Source organism: Brenneria roseae subsp. americana, assembly GCF_003115815.1.
GTDB lineage: Bacteria > Pseudomonadota > Gammaproteobacteria > Enterobacterales > Enterobacteriaceae > Brenneria > Brenneria roseae.
Window position 1 is genome coordinate 198245 of sequence record NZ_QDKJ01000002.1, and the last position, 15968, is coordinate 214212.

Annotated in this window: 14 protein-coding genes; 10 read left to right on the forward strand and 4 right to left on the reverse strand. The window is 51.4% G+C overall.

The annotated features are described in order from the left end of the window. The first annotated feature begins 180 nt into the window (after nucleotides 1-180). The 3 genes from B4923_RS02845 (at nucleotide 181) to proY (ending at nucleotide 4635) form a co-directional block, all read left to right on the forward strand. Nucleotides 181-1287, forward strand: a complete 1107-nt coding sequence (locus B4923_RS02845) for a cobalamin-independent methionine synthase II family protein (protein WP_109052851.1) — start codon at nucleotides 181-183, stop codon at nucleotides 1285-1287. Nucleotides 1288-1878: 591 nt separating this feature from the next. Further along, a complete protein-coding gene (gene brnQ, locus B4923_RS02850; protein ID WP_109052852.1) occupies nucleotides 1879-3198 on the forward strand; it encodes a branched-chain amino acid transport system II carrier protein in 1320 nt (439 codons plus the stop codon). Nucleotides 3199-3273: 75 nt separating this feature from the next. Continuing rightward, on the forward strand, nucleotides 3274-4635 hold the full coding sequence (gene proY / locus B4923_RS02855; RefSeq protein WP_109052853.1) for a proline-specific permease ProY: 1362 nt from the start codon (nucleotides 3274-3276) through the stop codon (nucleotides 4633-4635). Nucleotides 4636-4725: 90 nt separating this feature from the next. On the opposite strand, the gene B4923_RS02860 is transcribed toward proY, so the two are convergent. The 3 genes from B4923_RS02860 to B4923_RS02870 all read right to left on the reverse strand — a co-directional run bounded on the left by B4923_RS02860 (nucleotide 4726) and on the right by B4923_RS02870 (nucleotide 7626). Further along, nucleotides 4726-5997, reverse strand: a complete 1272-nt coding sequence (locus B4923_RS02860; RefSeq protein ID WP_109052854.1) for a mechanosensitive ion channel family protein — start codon at nucleotides 5995-5997, stop codon at nucleotides 4726-4728. 242 nt (nucleotides 5998-6239) lie between these two features. Further along, nucleotides 6240-6842, reverse strand: coding sequence for a peroxiredoxin C (locus tag B4923_RS02865; protein WP_109052855.1), 603 nt, complete (start codon nucleotides 6840-6842; stop codon nucleotides 6240-6242). Nucleotides 6843-7044: 202 nt separating this feature from the next. Beyond that, complete coding sequence (locus tag B4923_RS02870; RefSeq protein WP_109053058.1) at nucleotides 7045-7626, reverse strand: ACP phosphodiesterase; 582 nt, start codon at nucleotides 7624-7626, stop codon at nucleotides 7045-7047. A gap of 113 nt (nucleotides 7627-7739) precedes the next feature. Between B4923_RS02870 and queA the strand changes: the two genes are divergently transcribed. The 5 genes from queA (at nucleotide 7740) to secF (ending at nucleotide 13361) form a co-directional block, all read left to right on the forward strand. Next, a complete protein-coding gene (queA, locus tag B4923_RS02875; RefSeq protein ID WP_109052856.1) occupies nucleotides 7740-8807 on the forward strand; it encodes a tRNA preQ1(34) S-adenosylmethionine ribosyltransferase-isomerase QueA in 1068 nt (355 codons plus the stop codon). A gap of 122 nt (nucleotides 8808-8929) precedes the next feature. Continuing rightward, nucleotides 8930-10075 carry a tRNA guanosine(34) transglycosylase Tgt gene (tgt, locus tag B4923_RS02880; RefSeq protein ID WP_109052857.1) on the forward strand — a complete coding sequence of 382 codons (1146 nt, stop codon included), beginning with the start codon at nucleotides 8930-8932 and terminating at the stop codon, nucleotides 10073-10075. 99 nt (nucleotides 10076-10174) lie between these two features. Next, nucleotides 10175-10507, forward strand: coding sequence for a preprotein translocase subunit YajC (yajC, locus tag B4923_RS02885; protein ID WP_048635837.1), 333 nt, complete (start codon nucleotides 10175-10177; stop codon nucleotides 10505-10507). Nucleotides 10508-10534: 27 nt separating this feature from the next. Next, nucleotides 10535-12382, forward strand: coding sequence for a protein translocase subunit SecD (gene secD / locus B4923_RS02890; protein WP_109052858.1), 1848 nt, complete (start codon nucleotides 10535-10537; stop codon nucleotides 12380-12382). Between the two features lie 10 nt (nucleotides 12383-12392). Then, on the forward strand, nucleotides 12393-13361 hold the full coding sequence (gene secF, locus B4923_RS02895) for a protein translocase subunit SecF (RefSeq protein ID WP_109052859.1): 969 nt from the start codon (nucleotides 12393-12395) through the stop codon (nucleotides 13359-13361). A gap of 70 nt (nucleotides 13362-13431) precedes the next feature. Here secF and B4923_RS02900 read toward each other — a convergent pair whose 3' ends face one another. Next, complete coding sequence (locus B4923_RS02900) at nucleotides 13432-14001, reverse strand: SadB/YajI family lipoprotein (RefSeq protein WP_109052860.1); 570 nt, start codon at nucleotides 13999-14001, stop codon at nucleotides 13432-13434. Nucleotides 14002-14218: 217 nt separating this feature from the next. Here B4923_RS02900 and nrdR point away from each other — a divergent pair, with 217 nt between their 5' ends. Together nrdR and ribD are read left to right on the forward strand one after the other, a co-directional pair. Next, the gene (nrdR, locus tag B4923_RS02905) at nucleotides 14219-14668 is read left to right on the forward strand and encodes a transcriptional regulator NrdR (protein WP_109052861.1); all 450 of its coding nucleotides are present in this window, start codon (nucleotides 14219-14221) and stop codon (nucleotides 14666-14668) included. Nucleotides 14669-14720: 52 nt separating this feature from the next. Next, nucleotides 14721-15857 (forward strand): bifunctional diaminohydroxyphosphoribosylaminopyrimidine deaminase/5-amino-6-(5-phosphoribosylamino)uracil reductase RibD, encoded by a 1137-nt coding sequence (ribD, locus tag B4923_RS02910; RefSeq protein ID WP_109052862.1) that lies wholly within the window; start codon nucleotides 14721-14723, stop codon nucleotides 15855-15857. The last annotated feature ends 111 nt before the right edge of the window (nucleotides 15858-15968 follow it).

The following is a 15968-nucleotide window of genomic DNA, read 5'->3' on the forward strand; positions in this document are numbered from 1 at the left end:
TGTTACATGAAAAATCTTCTATTGCTCTGTTTTTCCTCACATGACAGGATGTCTGCATATTTAGACGTCCAGAAGTCTATAACGTCTGAGATGTAACTATTTAATCAGGTAACTATTTCATAATGAAATCATCTGTCTGCCGCCGTTTATTGCGTATGGATGGATTGTCAGGAGCAACATATGGCTAAAACACGTCCTCCATTTCGCGCTGATGTCGTTGGCAGTTTACTGCGTCCGGAAGCGATCAAGCAGGCTCGTATTCAGTATCAGGCTGGCGAGATTAGTGCTGCACAGTTGCGTTCGGTTGAAGATCGGGAGATCTTGCGGGTAGTTGAATTACAGCGTAAAACCGGCCTTCAGGTGGTGACTGACGGTGAGCTTCGCCGCGCCTGGTGGCATTTTGATTTTTTTGCCGGGTTGAATGGCGTGGAGCGCTATGAAGCGGAACAGGGAATTCAGTTTAACGGTATCCAGACCAAATCTCATGCGATTCGCGTGATTGATAAAGTCAGTTTTAATCCGCAGCACCCAATGCTGGACCATTTCCGCTATCTGAACGGTATCGCCGGCGATGCGGTGGCCAAAATGACGATCCCCAGCCCCAGCGTGATGCATTTTCGTGGCGGTCGTAAAGCCATTGATAACAAGGTTTACCCGGATCTGGCCGCGTATTTTGACGATCTGGCGCAAACCTGGCGTGACGCGATCCATGCGTTCTATGACGCGGGTTGCCGCTATCTGCAACTGGATGACACTGTCTGGGCTTATCTGTGTTCCGACGATCAAAAACGTCAGATCCGCGAGCGAGGTGAAGATCCTGAACAACTGGCTCGTATTTATGCCGATGTGTTGAATAACGCGCTGGCGGATAAGCCACATGATCTGGTGGTAGGGCTGCACGTGTGCCGTGGAAATTTCCGCTCTACCTGGATTTCTGAAGGCGGTTATGAACCTGTGGCGGAAATACTGTTTGGCGAAGTCAATGTGGATGCTTTCTTCCTGGAATATGACACTGAGCGTGCGGGGGGATTCGAACCGCTGCGTTTCGTTAAGCCGGGACATCAGCAGGTGGTGTTGGGATTGATTACCACCAAAACAGGGGAGCTGGAAAGTGTGGAAGCGGTACAGGCTCGTATTGCTGAAGCGGCTAAGTTTGTGGATATCAACCAAATTTGCCTCAGCCCACAGTGTGGATTTGCTTCGACCGAGGAGGGGAACTCCCTGACGGAAGAACAGCAATGGGACAAACTGAAGCTGGTGGTCGATATTGCCAGCCGCGTATGGTGATTTTCACTAACGGCTAATCATGCCGGCTTCCAGATGGTCGTGTCGGCTGTCTTTATAACCCCGGTGACTGGTTCCCAGCTCCGGGGTTTGTTCTACTCTGCATTCCCTCCTTGTCTGAATCTCCTTTACTGCCATGATGAAACTATTGGGCATTTCGATCGCAATCGGCTCGCGAAGATGGCTTTTTTTTGTTCAATAAGTTTTATTTATGACCTAATCACGCATAATTTATCAATTTATGTCAGATTTATTGCGTTGTTATACTTATAAATGCACAAATCATGTATTAAGCAATTACACATTTATAATTTTATATACTAAAAATTGAACTTTAAATAGATTAAAGCTCTGGTTTTTGGATCTAACCTTGTCTTTTTACGCTATAAACGTTTTACTTAGCCCCCATTATGGCTGTATGAAAAATATAACGCCTATACCCTCCAAGAGTCGGGCAGATGTCCGTCATAAATCTATTGGGTATAAATCTGCACATTGACCGTGCGACTAACTGCTCTGATGGATGCTGAAGGACAGCGACCAGCAGCACAGGTACTCCTTTTTATCGATTTATACAGGCAACACAACATAACTATGAGTCATCGTTTAACGTCCAAAGATATCATGGCATTGGGGTTTATGACCTTTGCCTTATTTGTCGGCGCGGGGAACATTATCTTCCCGCCGATCGTGGGGTTGCAGGCAGGCGAACATGTCTGGATCGCTGCGGTTGGTTTTCTACTGACCGCGGTGGGATTGCCGGTACTGACCGTGATCGCGCTGGCGCGTGTCGGCGGAGGCATTGATGCGCTCAGTTCGCCGATTGGTAAAAAAGCCGGTGTTGTGCTGGCCACGGTTTGCTATCTGGCGGTTGGTCCGTTGTTTGCCACGCCGCGTACGGCGACGGTTTCCTTTGAGGTCGGCATCGCGCCGCTGGTGGGAAATGGGGCTTCTCCGTTGTTGATCTACAGCCTGATTTATTTTGCGATTGTCATCGGTATTTCGTTATATCCCGGTCGACTGCTTGATTCGGTCGGGCACGTACTGGCGCCGCTGAAAATTGCCGCGCTGACGGTACTCGGCATTGCCGCCGTGTTCCTGCCTGCCGGACCTCATATCCCGGCGACCGAGGCATATCAGTATGTGCCTTTTTCCAATGGTTTCGTGAACGGTTACCTCACCATGGATACCCTTGGGGCGATGGTGTTCGGTATTGTAATTGTTAATGCCGCGCGCTCGCGTGGCGTGCAAAGCGCGGCGCTTCTTACCCGCTATACCGTGTGGGCGGGTCTGATTGCGGGACTCGGCCTGATGTTGGTGTACCTCAGTTTGTTCCAGTTGGGTTCAACCAGCGGCGCGCTGGTGCCGGACGCGCAGAATGGGGCTGAAATTCTGCATGCCTATGTCCAGCATACTTCCGGCAGTATGGGCAGCAGCTTCCTGGCGCTGTTGATCTTTATTGCCTGCATGGTGACGGCGGTGGGCCTGACCTGCGCCTGTGCGGAGTTTTTCTCGCAATATCTGCCGTTCTCTTACCGTACGCTGGTCTTTGTGCTGGGCGCGTTCTCGATGGTGGTCTCTAACCTCGGCCTGAGTCATTTGATTCAACTGTCTATTCCCGTGCTGACCGCGATTTATCCGCCTTGTATCATTCTGGTTCTGCTGAGTTTTACCCTGCGCTGGTGGCATAACAGTTCGCGTATTGTGGCGCCAGTCATGTTAATCAGTCTGTTATTTGGCATCATTGATGGTATAAAATCCTCCGCGTTCAAAGCGCTGTTGCCAGAATGGAGCCTGAATCTGCCCCTGAGCGAGCAAGGGCTGGCATGGTTACCGCCATCCATGCTGGTGTTGCTGGCAACCGTGATTTATGACCGCCTTTCTGGCCGTCAGGAAGTGACGGTACATCAATAACACGATGCGTTTTTGATTTATGTACCACAGGCTATTGCCTGTGGTTTTTCTTTTTGTCGACAGGGTTGCTTATCTATGGAACAACAATCCACTAAGCTCAAGCGTGGGTTAAGTACGCGGCATATCCGTTTTATCGCCCTGGGTTCGGCGATTGGCACCGGGCTGTTTTATGGTTCCGCCAGCGCTATCCAGATGGCCGGCCCCAGCGTATTGCTGGCCTATCTGATCGGTGGGGTAGTGGCTTATATCATCATGCGGGCGCTGGGGGAGATGTCGGTCAATAATCCCCAGTCGAGTTCTTTCTCGCGCTATGCTCAGGATTATCTTGGCCCGTTGGCGGGTTACATTACCGGCTGGACCTACTGTTTCGAGATGCTGATTGTCGCCATTGCGGATGTGACCGCATTCGGCATTTATATGGGAGTGTGGTTCCCGGCGGTACCACACTGGGTGTGGGTGCTGAGCGTGGTGCTGATTATCGGCGCGATCAATCTGATGAATGTGAAAGCCTTTGGGGAACTGGAATTCTGGCTCTCTTTCTTTAAGGTCGCCACCATTATCATCATGATTATCGCCGGTATTGGCATTATCGTCTGGGGGATAGGCAACGGTGGAGAGCCGACCGGGATTCATAATCTCTGGACGAACGGCGGATTCTTCAGCAATGGCGTGATGGGGATGATCCTCTCCTTGCAATTGGTGATGTTCGCCTACGGCGGCGTGGAAATTATCGGGATTACGGCGGGTGAAGCGCAGGATCCGAAGAAATCCATCCCACGCGCCATCAACTCGGTGCCGTGGCGTATTCTGGTGTTTTATGTCGGCACGCTGTTCGTCATCATGTCGATTTATCCGTGGAACCAGGTTGGCACCGGCGGCAGTCCTTTTGTGCTGACGTTCCAGAATATGGGAATTACCGCGGCGGCCAGTATCCTGAATTTCGTCGTCATCACCGCATCTCTGTCAGCGATTAATAGCGACGTGTTTGGGGTGGGACGCATGCTGCATGGCATGGCGCAACAGGGGCATGCGCCGGAAGTGTTTACCCGCGTTTCGAAGCGCGGCATCCCGTGGGTGACGGTGGTCGTCATGATGTTGGCGTTGCTGGTCGCGGTGTACCTGAATTACATCATGCCGGGCAAAGTGTTCCTGGTCATTGCATCGCTGGCGACGTTCGCTACGGTCTGGGTATGGATCATGATCCTGTTCTCTCAGATTGCCTTCCGCCGCGGTCTGAGCCGTGATGAAGTGCAAGCGCTGGCGTTCCCGTTGCGCGGCGGTGTGGTAACCTCCGTATTCGGCATCATTTTCCTGTTCTTTATCATTGGGCTGATTGGTTACTTCCCGGATACGCGCGTATCGCTTTATGTCGGTGTCATCTGGATTGTATTGCTGTTGATCGGCTACATGATTAAGAAGAAATACCAGCAGCAATAATTGAAATCCGGCGATGCTGTCTGCACGCTGGTTTGGGCGGGGATGCGGTGAACGCGACGCATCCCCGCGCCGCTTTCTTCAGACCGTGTTTTAACGGGCCGAAACGACCTGTCGCGCCAGCGCTTGCATATCATATCCGGTCGGCGTCTGATGAACGCGCAGATCGAATTCGGGCATGACCGCAAAGATATGATCGAAGATATCAGCCTGTATGCTTTCATACTCCACCCAGGCTGTTGTATTGGTAAAAGCATAAATTTCCAGCGGCAAGCCTTCCGGCGTCGGCGCCAACTGGCGAACCATTAACGTCATGCCTTTATGGATGCCTGAGTGTGCTCGCAGATAAGCCTGTAAATAAGCGCGAAATGTCCCCAGATTGGTTAATCTCCGTCCGTTGAGCGGCGATGAGAGATCAATCTCTGACTGGGTATTGTGCTGCTTTAATTCACTGGTTTTGTTCTCAAGATATGGTGAGAGAAGTTTGCTGCGCAGTAACCGATCCTGCTCTTCCTCCGTCATGAAATGTACGCTGGTGGTATCAATATTGATGCTGCGTTTGATGCGCCGGCCTCCTGATTCCGACATCGCGCGCCAGTTTTTGAAAGAATCCGATATCAGGGCATAGGTGGGGATGGTGGTGATGGTATTGTCCCAGTTTTTGACTTTAACCGTTGTCAGCCCGATGTCGATTACCGCACCGTCCGCGCCGTATTTCGGCATTTCCAGCCAGTCGCCCAACAACAGCATGTCATTCGCCGAGAGCTGGATGCCGGCCACCAATCCCATAATCGGATCTTTGAAAACCAACATCAGCACCGCGGCCATCGCACCCAGACCGCTGATCAGAATTAACGGCGATTTCCCTATCAGCAGTGATACCACCATAATGCCGACCACGATGGTTGCGATCAGCTTCAGACTTTGAAATATCCCTCGCAGAGGCATCTGGGTGGCAATTTTTGAACGTGAGGAAACGGTACGCAGGATATCAAGGAGCGAGAACAGCACCAGCAGCGCGAAAATCATGATCCAGACCTGAGAGCAGATCACCAGCGCTTCACGGGTTTCGCTTTGGGACGGCAGCCACAGTACCACCTGAATATTGAGAATAATGCCCTGTAGCAGAAAGGCCAGACGATTAAACAGATTATGTTGCGTCAGGATCTGCTTCCAACCCGGCGCGCTGTTGTCATCCGCTTTATGTAGCGAACGTAATACCATTCTTTTCAATACCACCTGATGAAGAATCAGGTGGATGATGGCTGAAATCAACAATATCAGCCCCAGAACAATCAGAAGGGCAATGATGTCCGCGTAGTGCAATCCTTCGTTTTTCAACCACAGCGAAAGGTTTTGTTGCATGCGTTCTCCTTTTATTCCAGTAAATCGATCCAGTATTAAGGATGGGTAATCTTAAGGCTAAGGGATTGCTGCTCTCGGTCAACCTTTTGTTTCAAAAGGTTTGTTTCATACGCAGATGAAAAGCGGTATCGCCTTGAAAGGCCGGCGAGTAGAGGTATGGCGAGCATCATAGTAAAAAAGCCGATTGGCGTTGATCCAACCGGCTTTTGGCTGCCGTTCTCTCAGTGAGAACGTGCGGGGAATTACAGTTTGTCTGCGTTTTCAGACAGGTATTTCGCCACGCCGTCTGGCGACGCGCCCATACCCGATTTCCCTTTTTCCCACTGTGCAGGGCAAACTTCGCCGTGTTCTTCATGGAATTGCAGCGCGTCGACAGTACGCAGCATTTCATCAATGTTACGGCCCAGCGGCAGATCGTTAACGACCTGATGGCGAACAACGCCGGTTTTATCAATCAGGAAAGAACCGCGCAACGCAACGCCCGCTTCCGGGTGTTCGATGCCGTAAGCTTTCTGGATTTCGCGTTTAACATCGGCAACCATGGCGTATTTCACTTCACCGATGCCGCCTTTGTCCACCGGGGTTTTACGCCATGCGTTGTGAACGAATTCAGAGTCGAAAGAAACACCGACGACTTCGACGCCGCGTTTTTGGAATTCAGCATAGCGGTGGTCGAATGCGATCAGTTCTGACGGACAAACGAAAGTAAAATCCATCGGCCAGAAGAAGATCACAGCCGGTTTCCCGTTGATATGTTCTTTCAGGTTGAAATTTTCAACGATTTCGCCGCTGCCTAAAACAGCCGCAGCGGTGAAGTCAGGGGCTTGACGAGTTACCAGGACCATAATTACTCCTGTAAATAGTTGTTAATGATGGATTGATATAGAAAATCAGGGCCAGTATAGGGATTCGGCCAGGCGGAATACAGTTAAAGCGAACAATCAATGAGATAGTTTTTGCCTATTGAAGCAATCGATAATTTATCTCAATACCTTAAATTACCCTTTTCATTTAAAAGGGCAAATAGCAATAACCAATGTTGCAAAGTTAGAGTTGCCGGTTCTTCGCTAATTGCATTATTCGTGGATAAAACTGCCAGAATAATGTTTCAAAGCGGTGATAGTGCTGCTCAATATCGCTAAACGAGCCGGACAGCGCCGCCAGTTTGGGACGTCTTATCGACATTCTGTGCAGAACATCCGCAATAAACGGCAGCTCCGCGTAACGTTCCATCCAGCGCTCAGGCCAGAGATAGTGGTTCAGATTCTGGAAACGATCGGGCGTTTTCGCCAGATGCGGCGTAATTTGCAACTGCGCCTGTTTGACAAAACAAGGCAGTGAAACGTCGGGTTCCATCTGTTCCCAATGTTTCGCCAGAAAATGATCCCACAGGACATCGAGGGTAATCGGCGCCACCCGGCGGTAATCGTCACTGAAATACTGACGCGCCTGCCTGACTTCCGGCAGGTTATCGATCAGGACATCAACCCGGCGATGTAAGCGGATACCCGCGACAATATCCTCAGCATAGCTATCCTGAGGATTACCTCGAACAAAATCTGCCATCAAATTGCCTAACAGCGAACTGTCAGCCAGCGTGGCCAAATGGAGGTGGGCAAGAAAATTCATCGCGACAGTATAATGCATTCTGCGACTCAGGTGCTTATTTCTTGCAGCCGGGCGCTTGCGGCTCTAGACTAGGCCGCCCTTTTTTAATGTATGAAACAGCTAAGTGAATTGCCATGCGCGTTGCCGATTTTTCATTTGAACTTCCCGAATCACTGATTGCTCATTATCCACAGGCTCAGCGCAGCGGTTGCCGCCTGTTGTCGCTGGATGGGCCGACGGGAAATCTGACGCACGGCATATTTACCGACTTATTGAATAAACTTGATGCCGGCGATTTGTTGGTGTTCAACAATACGCGAGTGATTCCAGCCCGGTTGTTTGGCCGCAAAGCCAGCGGCGGCAGGCTTGAAGTGTTGGTGGAGCGCGTGCTGGACGAGCATCGCGTTCTCGCGCACGTTCGCGCTTCAAAAGCGCCGAAGCCCGGCACAGAACTGTTGCTGGGTGATGATGAAAGCGTCAAGGCGACGATGGCTGTTCGTCACGACGCGCTGTTTGAACTGCATTTTGACGATGCCCGCGACGTATTGACGATTCTGAATGATATCGGCCATATCCCGCTGCCTCCTTATATCGATCGTCCTGATGAAGATGCCGATCGCGAGCTCTATCAAACCGTTTACAGCCAGCGGCCGGGCGCGGTAGCGGCGCCAACGGCAGGGTTGCATTTTGATGAGCCCCTGCTGGCCGCTTTAAGGGAAAAGGGTGTGGAGATGGTCTTCGTTACGCTGCATGTCGGGGCGGGAACATTTCAGCCCGTGCGTGTTGAAACGATCGAAGATCATGTGATGCACGCTGAATATGCCGAAGTACCGCAGGACGTGGTCGATGCCGTGCTGGCTTGCAAGGCACGCGGAAACCGGGTTATTGCGGTGGGAACGACGTCCGTCCGCTCTCTGGAAAGTGCGGCGCAGGCCAGCGAGGACGCACTGATTGCCCCGTTTTTCGGCGATACCCGTATTTTTATCTATCCCGGTTATCACTATCAGGTGATCGACGCGCTAGTCACGAATTTCCATCTGCCCGAATCAACATTAATTATGCTGGTGTCGGCATTTGCCGGGTATCGGAACACCCTGTCTGCCTATCGGCAGGCGGTAGAAGAACAATATCGGTTTTTCAGCTATGGCGACGCGATGTTTATTACGCGCAACCCTATGGCTGAACAGGAAAAAATAAAATAGCTTTCGCGGTGCGGGTGGAATCGGACCCGCGCCTAAGAATAGTTTAATCTGCTCGCCGCAGACCAGGTTCTGTCAGGCAATTAATAACAACATCAGACTGTTTTTCTGATGCTGGAGGCTAAGTGAAGTACGAATTACACAAAACAGATGGCCGTGCCCGTCGCGGTAGAATGATTTTTGAACGTGGCGTGGTGGAAACCCCGGCATTTATGCCCGTAGGGACTTACGGTACGGTTAAAGGTATGACGCCGGAAGAGGTCAAAGAGACCGGCGCGCAGATACTGCTCGGCAATACCTTCCACTTGTGGCTACGTCCGGGCCAGGAAATCATGAAGCTGCACGGCGACTTGCATGATTTCATGCAGTGGCATGGACCGATTCTCACTGATTCCGGTGGTTTTCAGGTCTTCAGCCTGGGCGATATCCGCAAGATTACGGAAGAGGGGGTGCATTTCCGTAATCCCATCAATGGCGACTCGATTTTCCTCAGCCCGGAAAAATCGATGGAGATTCAATACGATCTCGGTTCCGATATTGTCATGATTTTTGATGAGTGTACGCCTTATCCCGCTGACTGGGATTATGCGAAGCGCTCCATGGAAATGTCATTGCGCTGGGCGAAGCGTAGTCGTCAGCGTTTTAACGAATTGAATAATAAGAACGCACTGTTCGGAATTATTCAGGGTAGTGTTTACGAAGATTTACGTGACGTATCTGTAAAAGGACTGGTAGACATTGGTTTTGATGGGTACGCTGTGGGCGGTTTGGCAGTCGGTGAGCCGAAAGAGGATATGCACCGTATTCTGGAGCATGTTTGTCCGCAGATCCCGGCAGACAAGCCGCGTTATCTGATGGGGGTCGGCAAGCCGGAAGATTTGGTGGAAGGCGTTCGTCGCGGTATTGATATGTTTGACTGTGTCATGCCAACGCGTAATGCGCGTAATGGTCATTTGTTTGTTACTGACGGTGTGGTGAAAATCCGTAATGCCAGGCATAAGGATGATGTCAGCCCGCTTGATGAACACTGTGATTGCTACACGTGTCGCAATTATAGTCGCGCTTACTTGCATCATCTCGACCGTTGCAACGAAATACTCGGCGCGCGGCTCAATACCATTCATAATTTGCGTTATTATCAACGTTTGATGGCGGGTTTACGTCAGGCCATTGAAGAGGGTAAATTAGAGCACTTTGTGATGGATTTTTACCAACGGATAGGCAAACCCATTCCGCCGCTGGCTGAAAAAGACGTTGCGCAGAGCAACTAGCAGCTGGTTTTAATGTGGATTCAGTATCATTCACTTTTGTAGTGTTGGTAACTTATCTTTTTGATAACTTATCTTTTTGACAAAAAAGAGGAAATTTAAATGAGTCTTTTTATCTCCGATGCTGTAGCAGCGACTGGCGCTCCGGCTCAGGGAAGCCCGTACTCTCTGGTTATTATGCTGGCCGTTTTTGGTCTGATTTTCTACTTTATGATCCTGCGTCCTCAGCAAAAGCGCGCCAAGGAACACAAAAAGTTGATGGATTCCATTAGCAAAGGTGATGAAGTATTAACCACCGGCGGTCTGGTTGGCCGTGTGACCAAAGTGTCCGAGACTGGCTACATCGCAATTGCGTTGAACGATACCAATGAAGTGGTAATCAAACGTGATTTCGTGGCTGCCGTGCTGCCGAAGGGCACTATCAAGGCCCTGTAATTTTTGATTTTCCCGAAGGGAACTGCCGTGTTAAACCGTTATCCTTTGTGGAAGTACCTGATGCTGATCGTGGCTTTGGTCATCGGTCTGCTCTATGCGCTTCCTAACCTATATGGTGAGGATCCGGCGGTACAAGTTACTGGCGCGCGGGGTATCGCCGCCAGTGAAACGACGCTGATCCAAGTCCAGAATGTATTAAAAGAACAAAATATCACCAGTAAGTCGATTGCATTGGAAAATGGTGCGATTCTGGCTCGCTTCTCTAACCCGGACGTACAGATCCGCGCGCGTGAAGCTCTCCTGAATGAACTGGGCGACAAGTTTGTGGTGGCGCTCAATCTGGCTCCGGCAACCCCTACATGGTTACGTGTACTGGGTGCGGAACCGATGAAGCTTGGTCTCGATCTGCGTGGAGGTGTTCACTTTCTGATGGAAGTGGATATGGATACGGCGCTGGGCAAACTGCAAGAGCAGACCATGGATTCTTTGCGCAGCGATCTGCGTGAGAAAAATATTCCTTACGCCGCTGTGCGTAAAACCGACAATTACGGTGTCGAAATCCGGTTCCGCGATGGGCAAACGCGCGATGAAGGCGTCAACTATCTGACGTCCCGCCACCGTGATTTGGTTATCAGCGGCAGCGGCAGCAACCTGCTGCGCGCGGTAATGAGCGACGGACGTCTGCGTGAAGCGCGTGAATACGCGGTTCAGCAGAATATCACCATCCTGCGTAACCGTGTAAACCAGCTGGGCGTGGCTGAGCCGCTGGTGCAACGTCAGGGCGCTGACCGCATTGTTGTTGAATTGCCGGGTATTCAGGATACGGCGCGTGCAAAAGAAATTTTGGGCGCGACGGCGACACTGGAATTCCGTCTGGTGAACAGCGATGCCGATGTGACGGCGGCGGCCAATGGCCGCGTGCCGGGTGATTCTGAAGTGAAAAACATGCGTGACGGTTCACCGGTTGTGCTGTTTAAGCGCGTCATCCTGACGGGCGATCACATCACCGATTCCACATCAAGCAATGACGAATACAACCGTCCTCAGGTGAATATTTCGCTGGACAGCGCCGGTGGCAACACCATGTCCAACTTCACCAAAGACAGTATCGGCAAGCTGATGGCGACGTTGTTCGTCGAATATAAAGACAGCGGCAAGAAAGATGCAAACGGCCGTGCCGTGCTGGTGAAACAGGAAGAAGTCATCAACGTGGCGACCATTCAGTCACGTCTGGGCAACAGCTTCCGTATCACGGGTATCGATAATCCGAATGAAGCCCGCCAGCTTTCACTGTTATTACGCGCCGGTGCATTGATTGCGCCAATCCAGATTGTGGAAGAGCGTACTATCGGGCCGACGCTGGGTATGCAGAACATTACTCAGGGTCTGGAAGCTTGCCTGTGGGGGTTGGTCGCGTCCATCGTCTTTATGGTGGTTTACTATCGTAAGTTTGGCGTGATTGCGACAACGGCGCTGGTGGCAAACCTGGTATTGATTGTCGGCGTCATGTCACTGTTGCCGGGGGCGACGTTAACCATGCCGGGTATTGCCGGTATTGTATTGACGCTGGCGGTTGCCGTTGATGCTAACGTTTTGATAAACGAGCGTATTAAAGAAGAGCTGAAAAATGGACGTTCTGTCCAGCAGGCGATTCATGAAGGTTATAAAGGCGCATTTTCCAGTATTGTGGATGCCAACCTGACAACCTTGATTACTGCCGTGATCCTTTACGCTGTGGGTACTGGTTCAATCAAAGGCTTTGCCATCACAACGGCAATCGGGGTTGCGACCTCAATGTTTACGGCGATCGTCGGTACTCGTGCCATCGTTAACCTGCTTTACGGCGGCAAACGCATTAACAAGCTGTCTATCTGAGGAGTGCGTTGTGGCACAGGATTATACTGTTGAACAACTAAACTACGGACGCCGGGTCTATGACTTTATGCGTTGGGATAACATTGCGTTCCTGATTTCAGGTTCGCTGTTGATCCTCTCGCTGATTGTTATGGGCGTGCGTGGTTTTAACTGGGGGTTGGACTTCACCGGCGGTACGGTGATTGAGATCAACCTCGAAAAACCGGCCGATCTGGATCTGATCCGTGATTCATTACAGAAGGCCGGATTTCACGATCCGCTGATCCAGAATTTCGGCAGCAGCCGTGACGTGATGGTGCGTATGCCGCCAAGTGTCGGTACATCCGGTCAGGAACTGGGGAACCGCGTGCTGAGCGTGATCAACGAAGGAACCGAACAACACGCGACGGTAAAACGTATCGAGTTTGTCGGTCCCAGCGTGGGGAGCGAACTGGCGCAGGCCGGTGGTATGGCTCTGCTGAGCGCGCTGATCTGTATTCTGATCTATGTCGGTTTTCGTTTTGAGTGGCGTCTGGCTCTGGGAGCAGTCATTGCGCTGGCGCATGACGTGATTATCACGATGGGCCTGTTGTCGCTGTTTCAGATTGAAATCGACTTAACCATCGTCGCCTCGTTGATGTCGGTTATCGGTTACTCGCTGAATGACAGTATCGTGGTGTCAGACCGTATTCGTGAGAACTTCCGTAAGATTCGTCGTGGGACGCCTTATGAAATCATGAATATCTCTCTGACCCAGACGCTGAGCCGCACCATCATGACATCGGCCACGACGCTGGTGGTGGTCCTGATGTTGTATATCTTTGGCGGCTCGATGCTTGAAGGCTTCTCGCTGGCGATGCTGATCGGTGTATCAATCGGTACGGTATCTTCTATCTATGTTGCGTCCGCTCTGGCGTTGAAACTGGGCATGAAACGTGAACATTTGCTGATACAGAAGGTCGAGAAAGAGGGGGCGGATCAGCCTTCGATTCTGCCTTAAACAGTAAAAACGAAAAGAAAAAACCCCGCATCGCGGGGTTTTTTTATGCGGGCTATCCCTGCTCGTCACCCTACGGGGCTTCGGTAGCCGCAACAGGAGGTGGAGCCGGTACTTCTTCCAGATGATGCAAACGAATAAACCCTAACTGTTCCGGCGACAATCCGCTGAGGCGTAGCTCAATCACCGCTTCGGCTTTTGGTAACAGCGTTGGCGTAACAATAAATGACTGGGTCTGCATATCGCTGGTTAACGGTTTACCGCTGACGGGATCGATTTGTCCCCAGTCTAGCTGTGCGCTGAAAGCGGGGAGCCTGGCCGAGTCGATTGTCCGGATATGCAGTAATGCGCGTGTTCCGTTGGCCTCGGTTTCGACATGGCTGAGTGAGACGCTGAGCTTGCCGATGTTGCTCTGCAAAATAGCATTATTTTGCGCAGCAGGAAGCAGGTACACGCCGGACGTTGATTGCACATTCAACGCATTCTGCTGTTCCAGGGCCGTGGCCTGGTCGGTGAGTGTCTGCAACTGGTGATTTAACTGATTCAACTGGTTCTGTAACTTTGGCATCTGGCGTTGTTGCGCACAGCCAGCCAGGATAAACAAAGCGGGCAAAATAGCGAGCATACGATAGCGGGTTCTCATTTCTGCTGTTCCCCTTTGATGTTTTATTTACACTAATCCTTGGTTCCTTTTGCTGACAGTGTAGCTGTGATTACGGGCAAGTCATAGACGACCCCGCTTTTTTCATGCTGTTGCCTGAGCATGCGAATCTCTTCGCAACAATGCTCAGGAGTTTTGGTTACTCTGTTGATTCAGGGTAAACTGTCTTTACGTTAAGGATTCCTGGTCAGGAAACATCATGCATTGTCCATTTTGTTCCGCTGTTGATACCAAAGTCATTGATTCCCGTCTGGTTGGCGAAGGCTCGCAGGTGCGTCGGCGTCGGCAGTGTCTGGTGTGTAATGAGCGGTTTACCACATTTGAAATCGCGGAACTGGTCATGCCTCGGATCGTAAAAAGCAACGATGTGCGCGAACCTTTTAATGAAGATAAATTGCGCAGCGGCATGCTAAAGGCGTTGGAGAAACGGCCTGTCAGTTCTGATGATGTTGAGATGGCGATCAATCACATCAAGTCGCACCTGCGTGCAACGGGTGAACGTGAAGTGACGGCCAAAATGGTCGGCAATCTGGTCATGGACGCACTGAAAAAACTGGATAAGGTTGCCTATATCCGGTTTGCGTCGGTGTATCGCAGCTTCGAAGATATTCGTGAATTTGGTGAAGAAATTGCTCGTTTGCAGGATTAGACCTGTTTGACAGTTTGTTTGTCTTTATCGCCAGAAACAAGAGGTTCAGGGAATGACTATTCCGCAGAATAATGCGATGCAACCGCACGATGAGCCCTATATGGCCCGGGCGCTTGAGCTGGCTCGTCGTGGCCGTTTTACCACATCCCCTAATCCAAATGTTGGCTGCGTGATTGTTCGTGACGGCGAAATTGTCGGGGAAGGTTATCACCTGCGTGCGGGGGAGCCCCATGCGGAAGTGCATGCGCTGCGTATGGCGGGGGAGCGAGCCCGCGGCGCAACTGCGTATGTCACGCTGGAGCCATGTAGCCATCATGGTAGAACGCCGCCTTGCGCTGATGCGCTTATCGCCGCAGGAGTTTCTCGCGTTGTCGCCGCTATGCAGGATCCAAATCCCCAGGTGGCGGGGCGAGGTCTGCATCGTCTTCGGCAGGCGGGTATCGAGGTGAGCCATGGTTTGATGATGCCTGAAGCGGAGAAAGTTAATCTCGGCTTTCTGAAACGTATGCGTACGGGATTCCCTTACGTGCGATTGAAAATGGCGGCTTCGCTGGACGGACGCACGGCAATGGCATCAGGTGAGAGCCAGTGGATTACGTCCGTGCAGGCGAGGCGTGACGTGCAGCGTTTTCGTGCTGAAAGCGCTGCTATTCTGAGCAGCAGCGCAACGGTAATGGCTGACGACCCATCATTAACGGTGCGCTGGCCGGAACTGGATGCGGATACTCAGCGGGCTTATCCCGAAGCGAATGTTAAACAGCCTGTGCGGGTTATTGTTGATAGCCAACAGCGTGTGACGCCACAGCATCGTATTATTTCTCAGCCTGGCCAAACCTGGCTGGCACGCCTTCAGCAAGATGAGCAGCTTTGGCCTGACAGCGTCGAGCAACTGAGGTTGCCTCCGCATCATGGCGGGGTGGATTTGGTCGCACTGATGATGATTTTGGGTAAGCGGCAGATTAACGCCGTGTGGGTTGAAGCCGGCGCGAATCTGGCTGGCGCATTATTAAATGCGGGCGTGGTCGATGAGCTTATTGTGTATCTCGCGCCAAAGCTTTTGGGGGATCGTGCCCGCCCGTTGTGCGTGCTGCCGGGATTGAATGCGCTATCGCTGGCTCCTGAGTTTGAAATCGGGGATATCCGCCAGATCGGGCCGGACTTGCGTTTGCGATTGAAACCGAAAACGTAACACTGACGGGTTAGCGCAATGAGATTTGTGTAACGCCGACTGTAGACACAACCGGAATAGCGTGACTGCTTCGCCCGTAAAATTTCGTTAGCCAGACGGCAATCGCGTGCT

What these genes read in the sequence shown, in the direction of transcription:
- B4923_RS02845 (WP_109052851.1), top strand. Translation starts at nt 181, where the DNA reads ATGGCTAAAACACGTCCTCCATTTCGCGCTGATGTCGTTGGCAGTTTA.
- brnQ (WP_109052852.1), top strand. Translation starts at nt 1,879, where the DNA reads ATGAGTCATCGTTTAACGTCCAAAGATATCATGGCATTGGGGTTTATG.
- proY (WP_109052853.1), top strand. Translation starts at nt 3,274, where the DNA reads ATGGAACAACAATCCACTAAGCTCAAGCGTGGGTTAAGTACGCGGCAT.
- B4923_RS02860 (WP_109052854.1), bottom strand. Translation starts at nt 5,997, where the DNA reads ATGCAACAAAACCTTTCGCTGTGGTTGAAAAACGAAGGATTGCACTAC.
- B4923_RS02865 (WP_109052855.1), bottom strand. Translation starts at nt 6,842, where the DNA reads ATGGTCCTGGTAACTCGTCAAGCCCCTGACTTCACCGCTGCGGCTGTT.
- B4923_RS02870 (WP_109053058.1), bottom strand. Translation starts at nt 7,626, where the DNA reads ATGAATTTTCTTGCCCACCTCCATTTGGCCACGCTGGCTGACAGTTCG.
- queA (WP_109052856.1), top strand. Translation starts at nt 7,740, where the DNA reads ATGCGCGTTGCCGATTTTTCATTTGAACTTCCCGAATCACTGATTGCT.
- yajC (WP_048635837.1), top strand. Translation starts at nt 10,175, where the DNA reads ATGAGTCTTTTTATCTCCGATGCTGTAGCAGCGACTGGCGCTCCGGCT.
- B4923_RS02900 (WP_109052860.1), bottom strand. Translation starts at nt 14,001, where the DNA reads ATGAGAACCCGCTATCGTATGCTCGCTATTTTGCCCGCTTTGTTTATC.
- nrdR (WP_109052861.1), top strand. Translation starts at nt 14,219, where the DNA reads ATGCATTGTCCATTTTGTTCCGCTGTTGATACCAAAGTCATTGATTCC.
- ribD (WP_109052862.1), top strand. Translation starts at nt 14,721, where the DNA reads ATGACTATTCCGCAGAATAATGCGATGCAACCGCACGATGAGCCCTAT.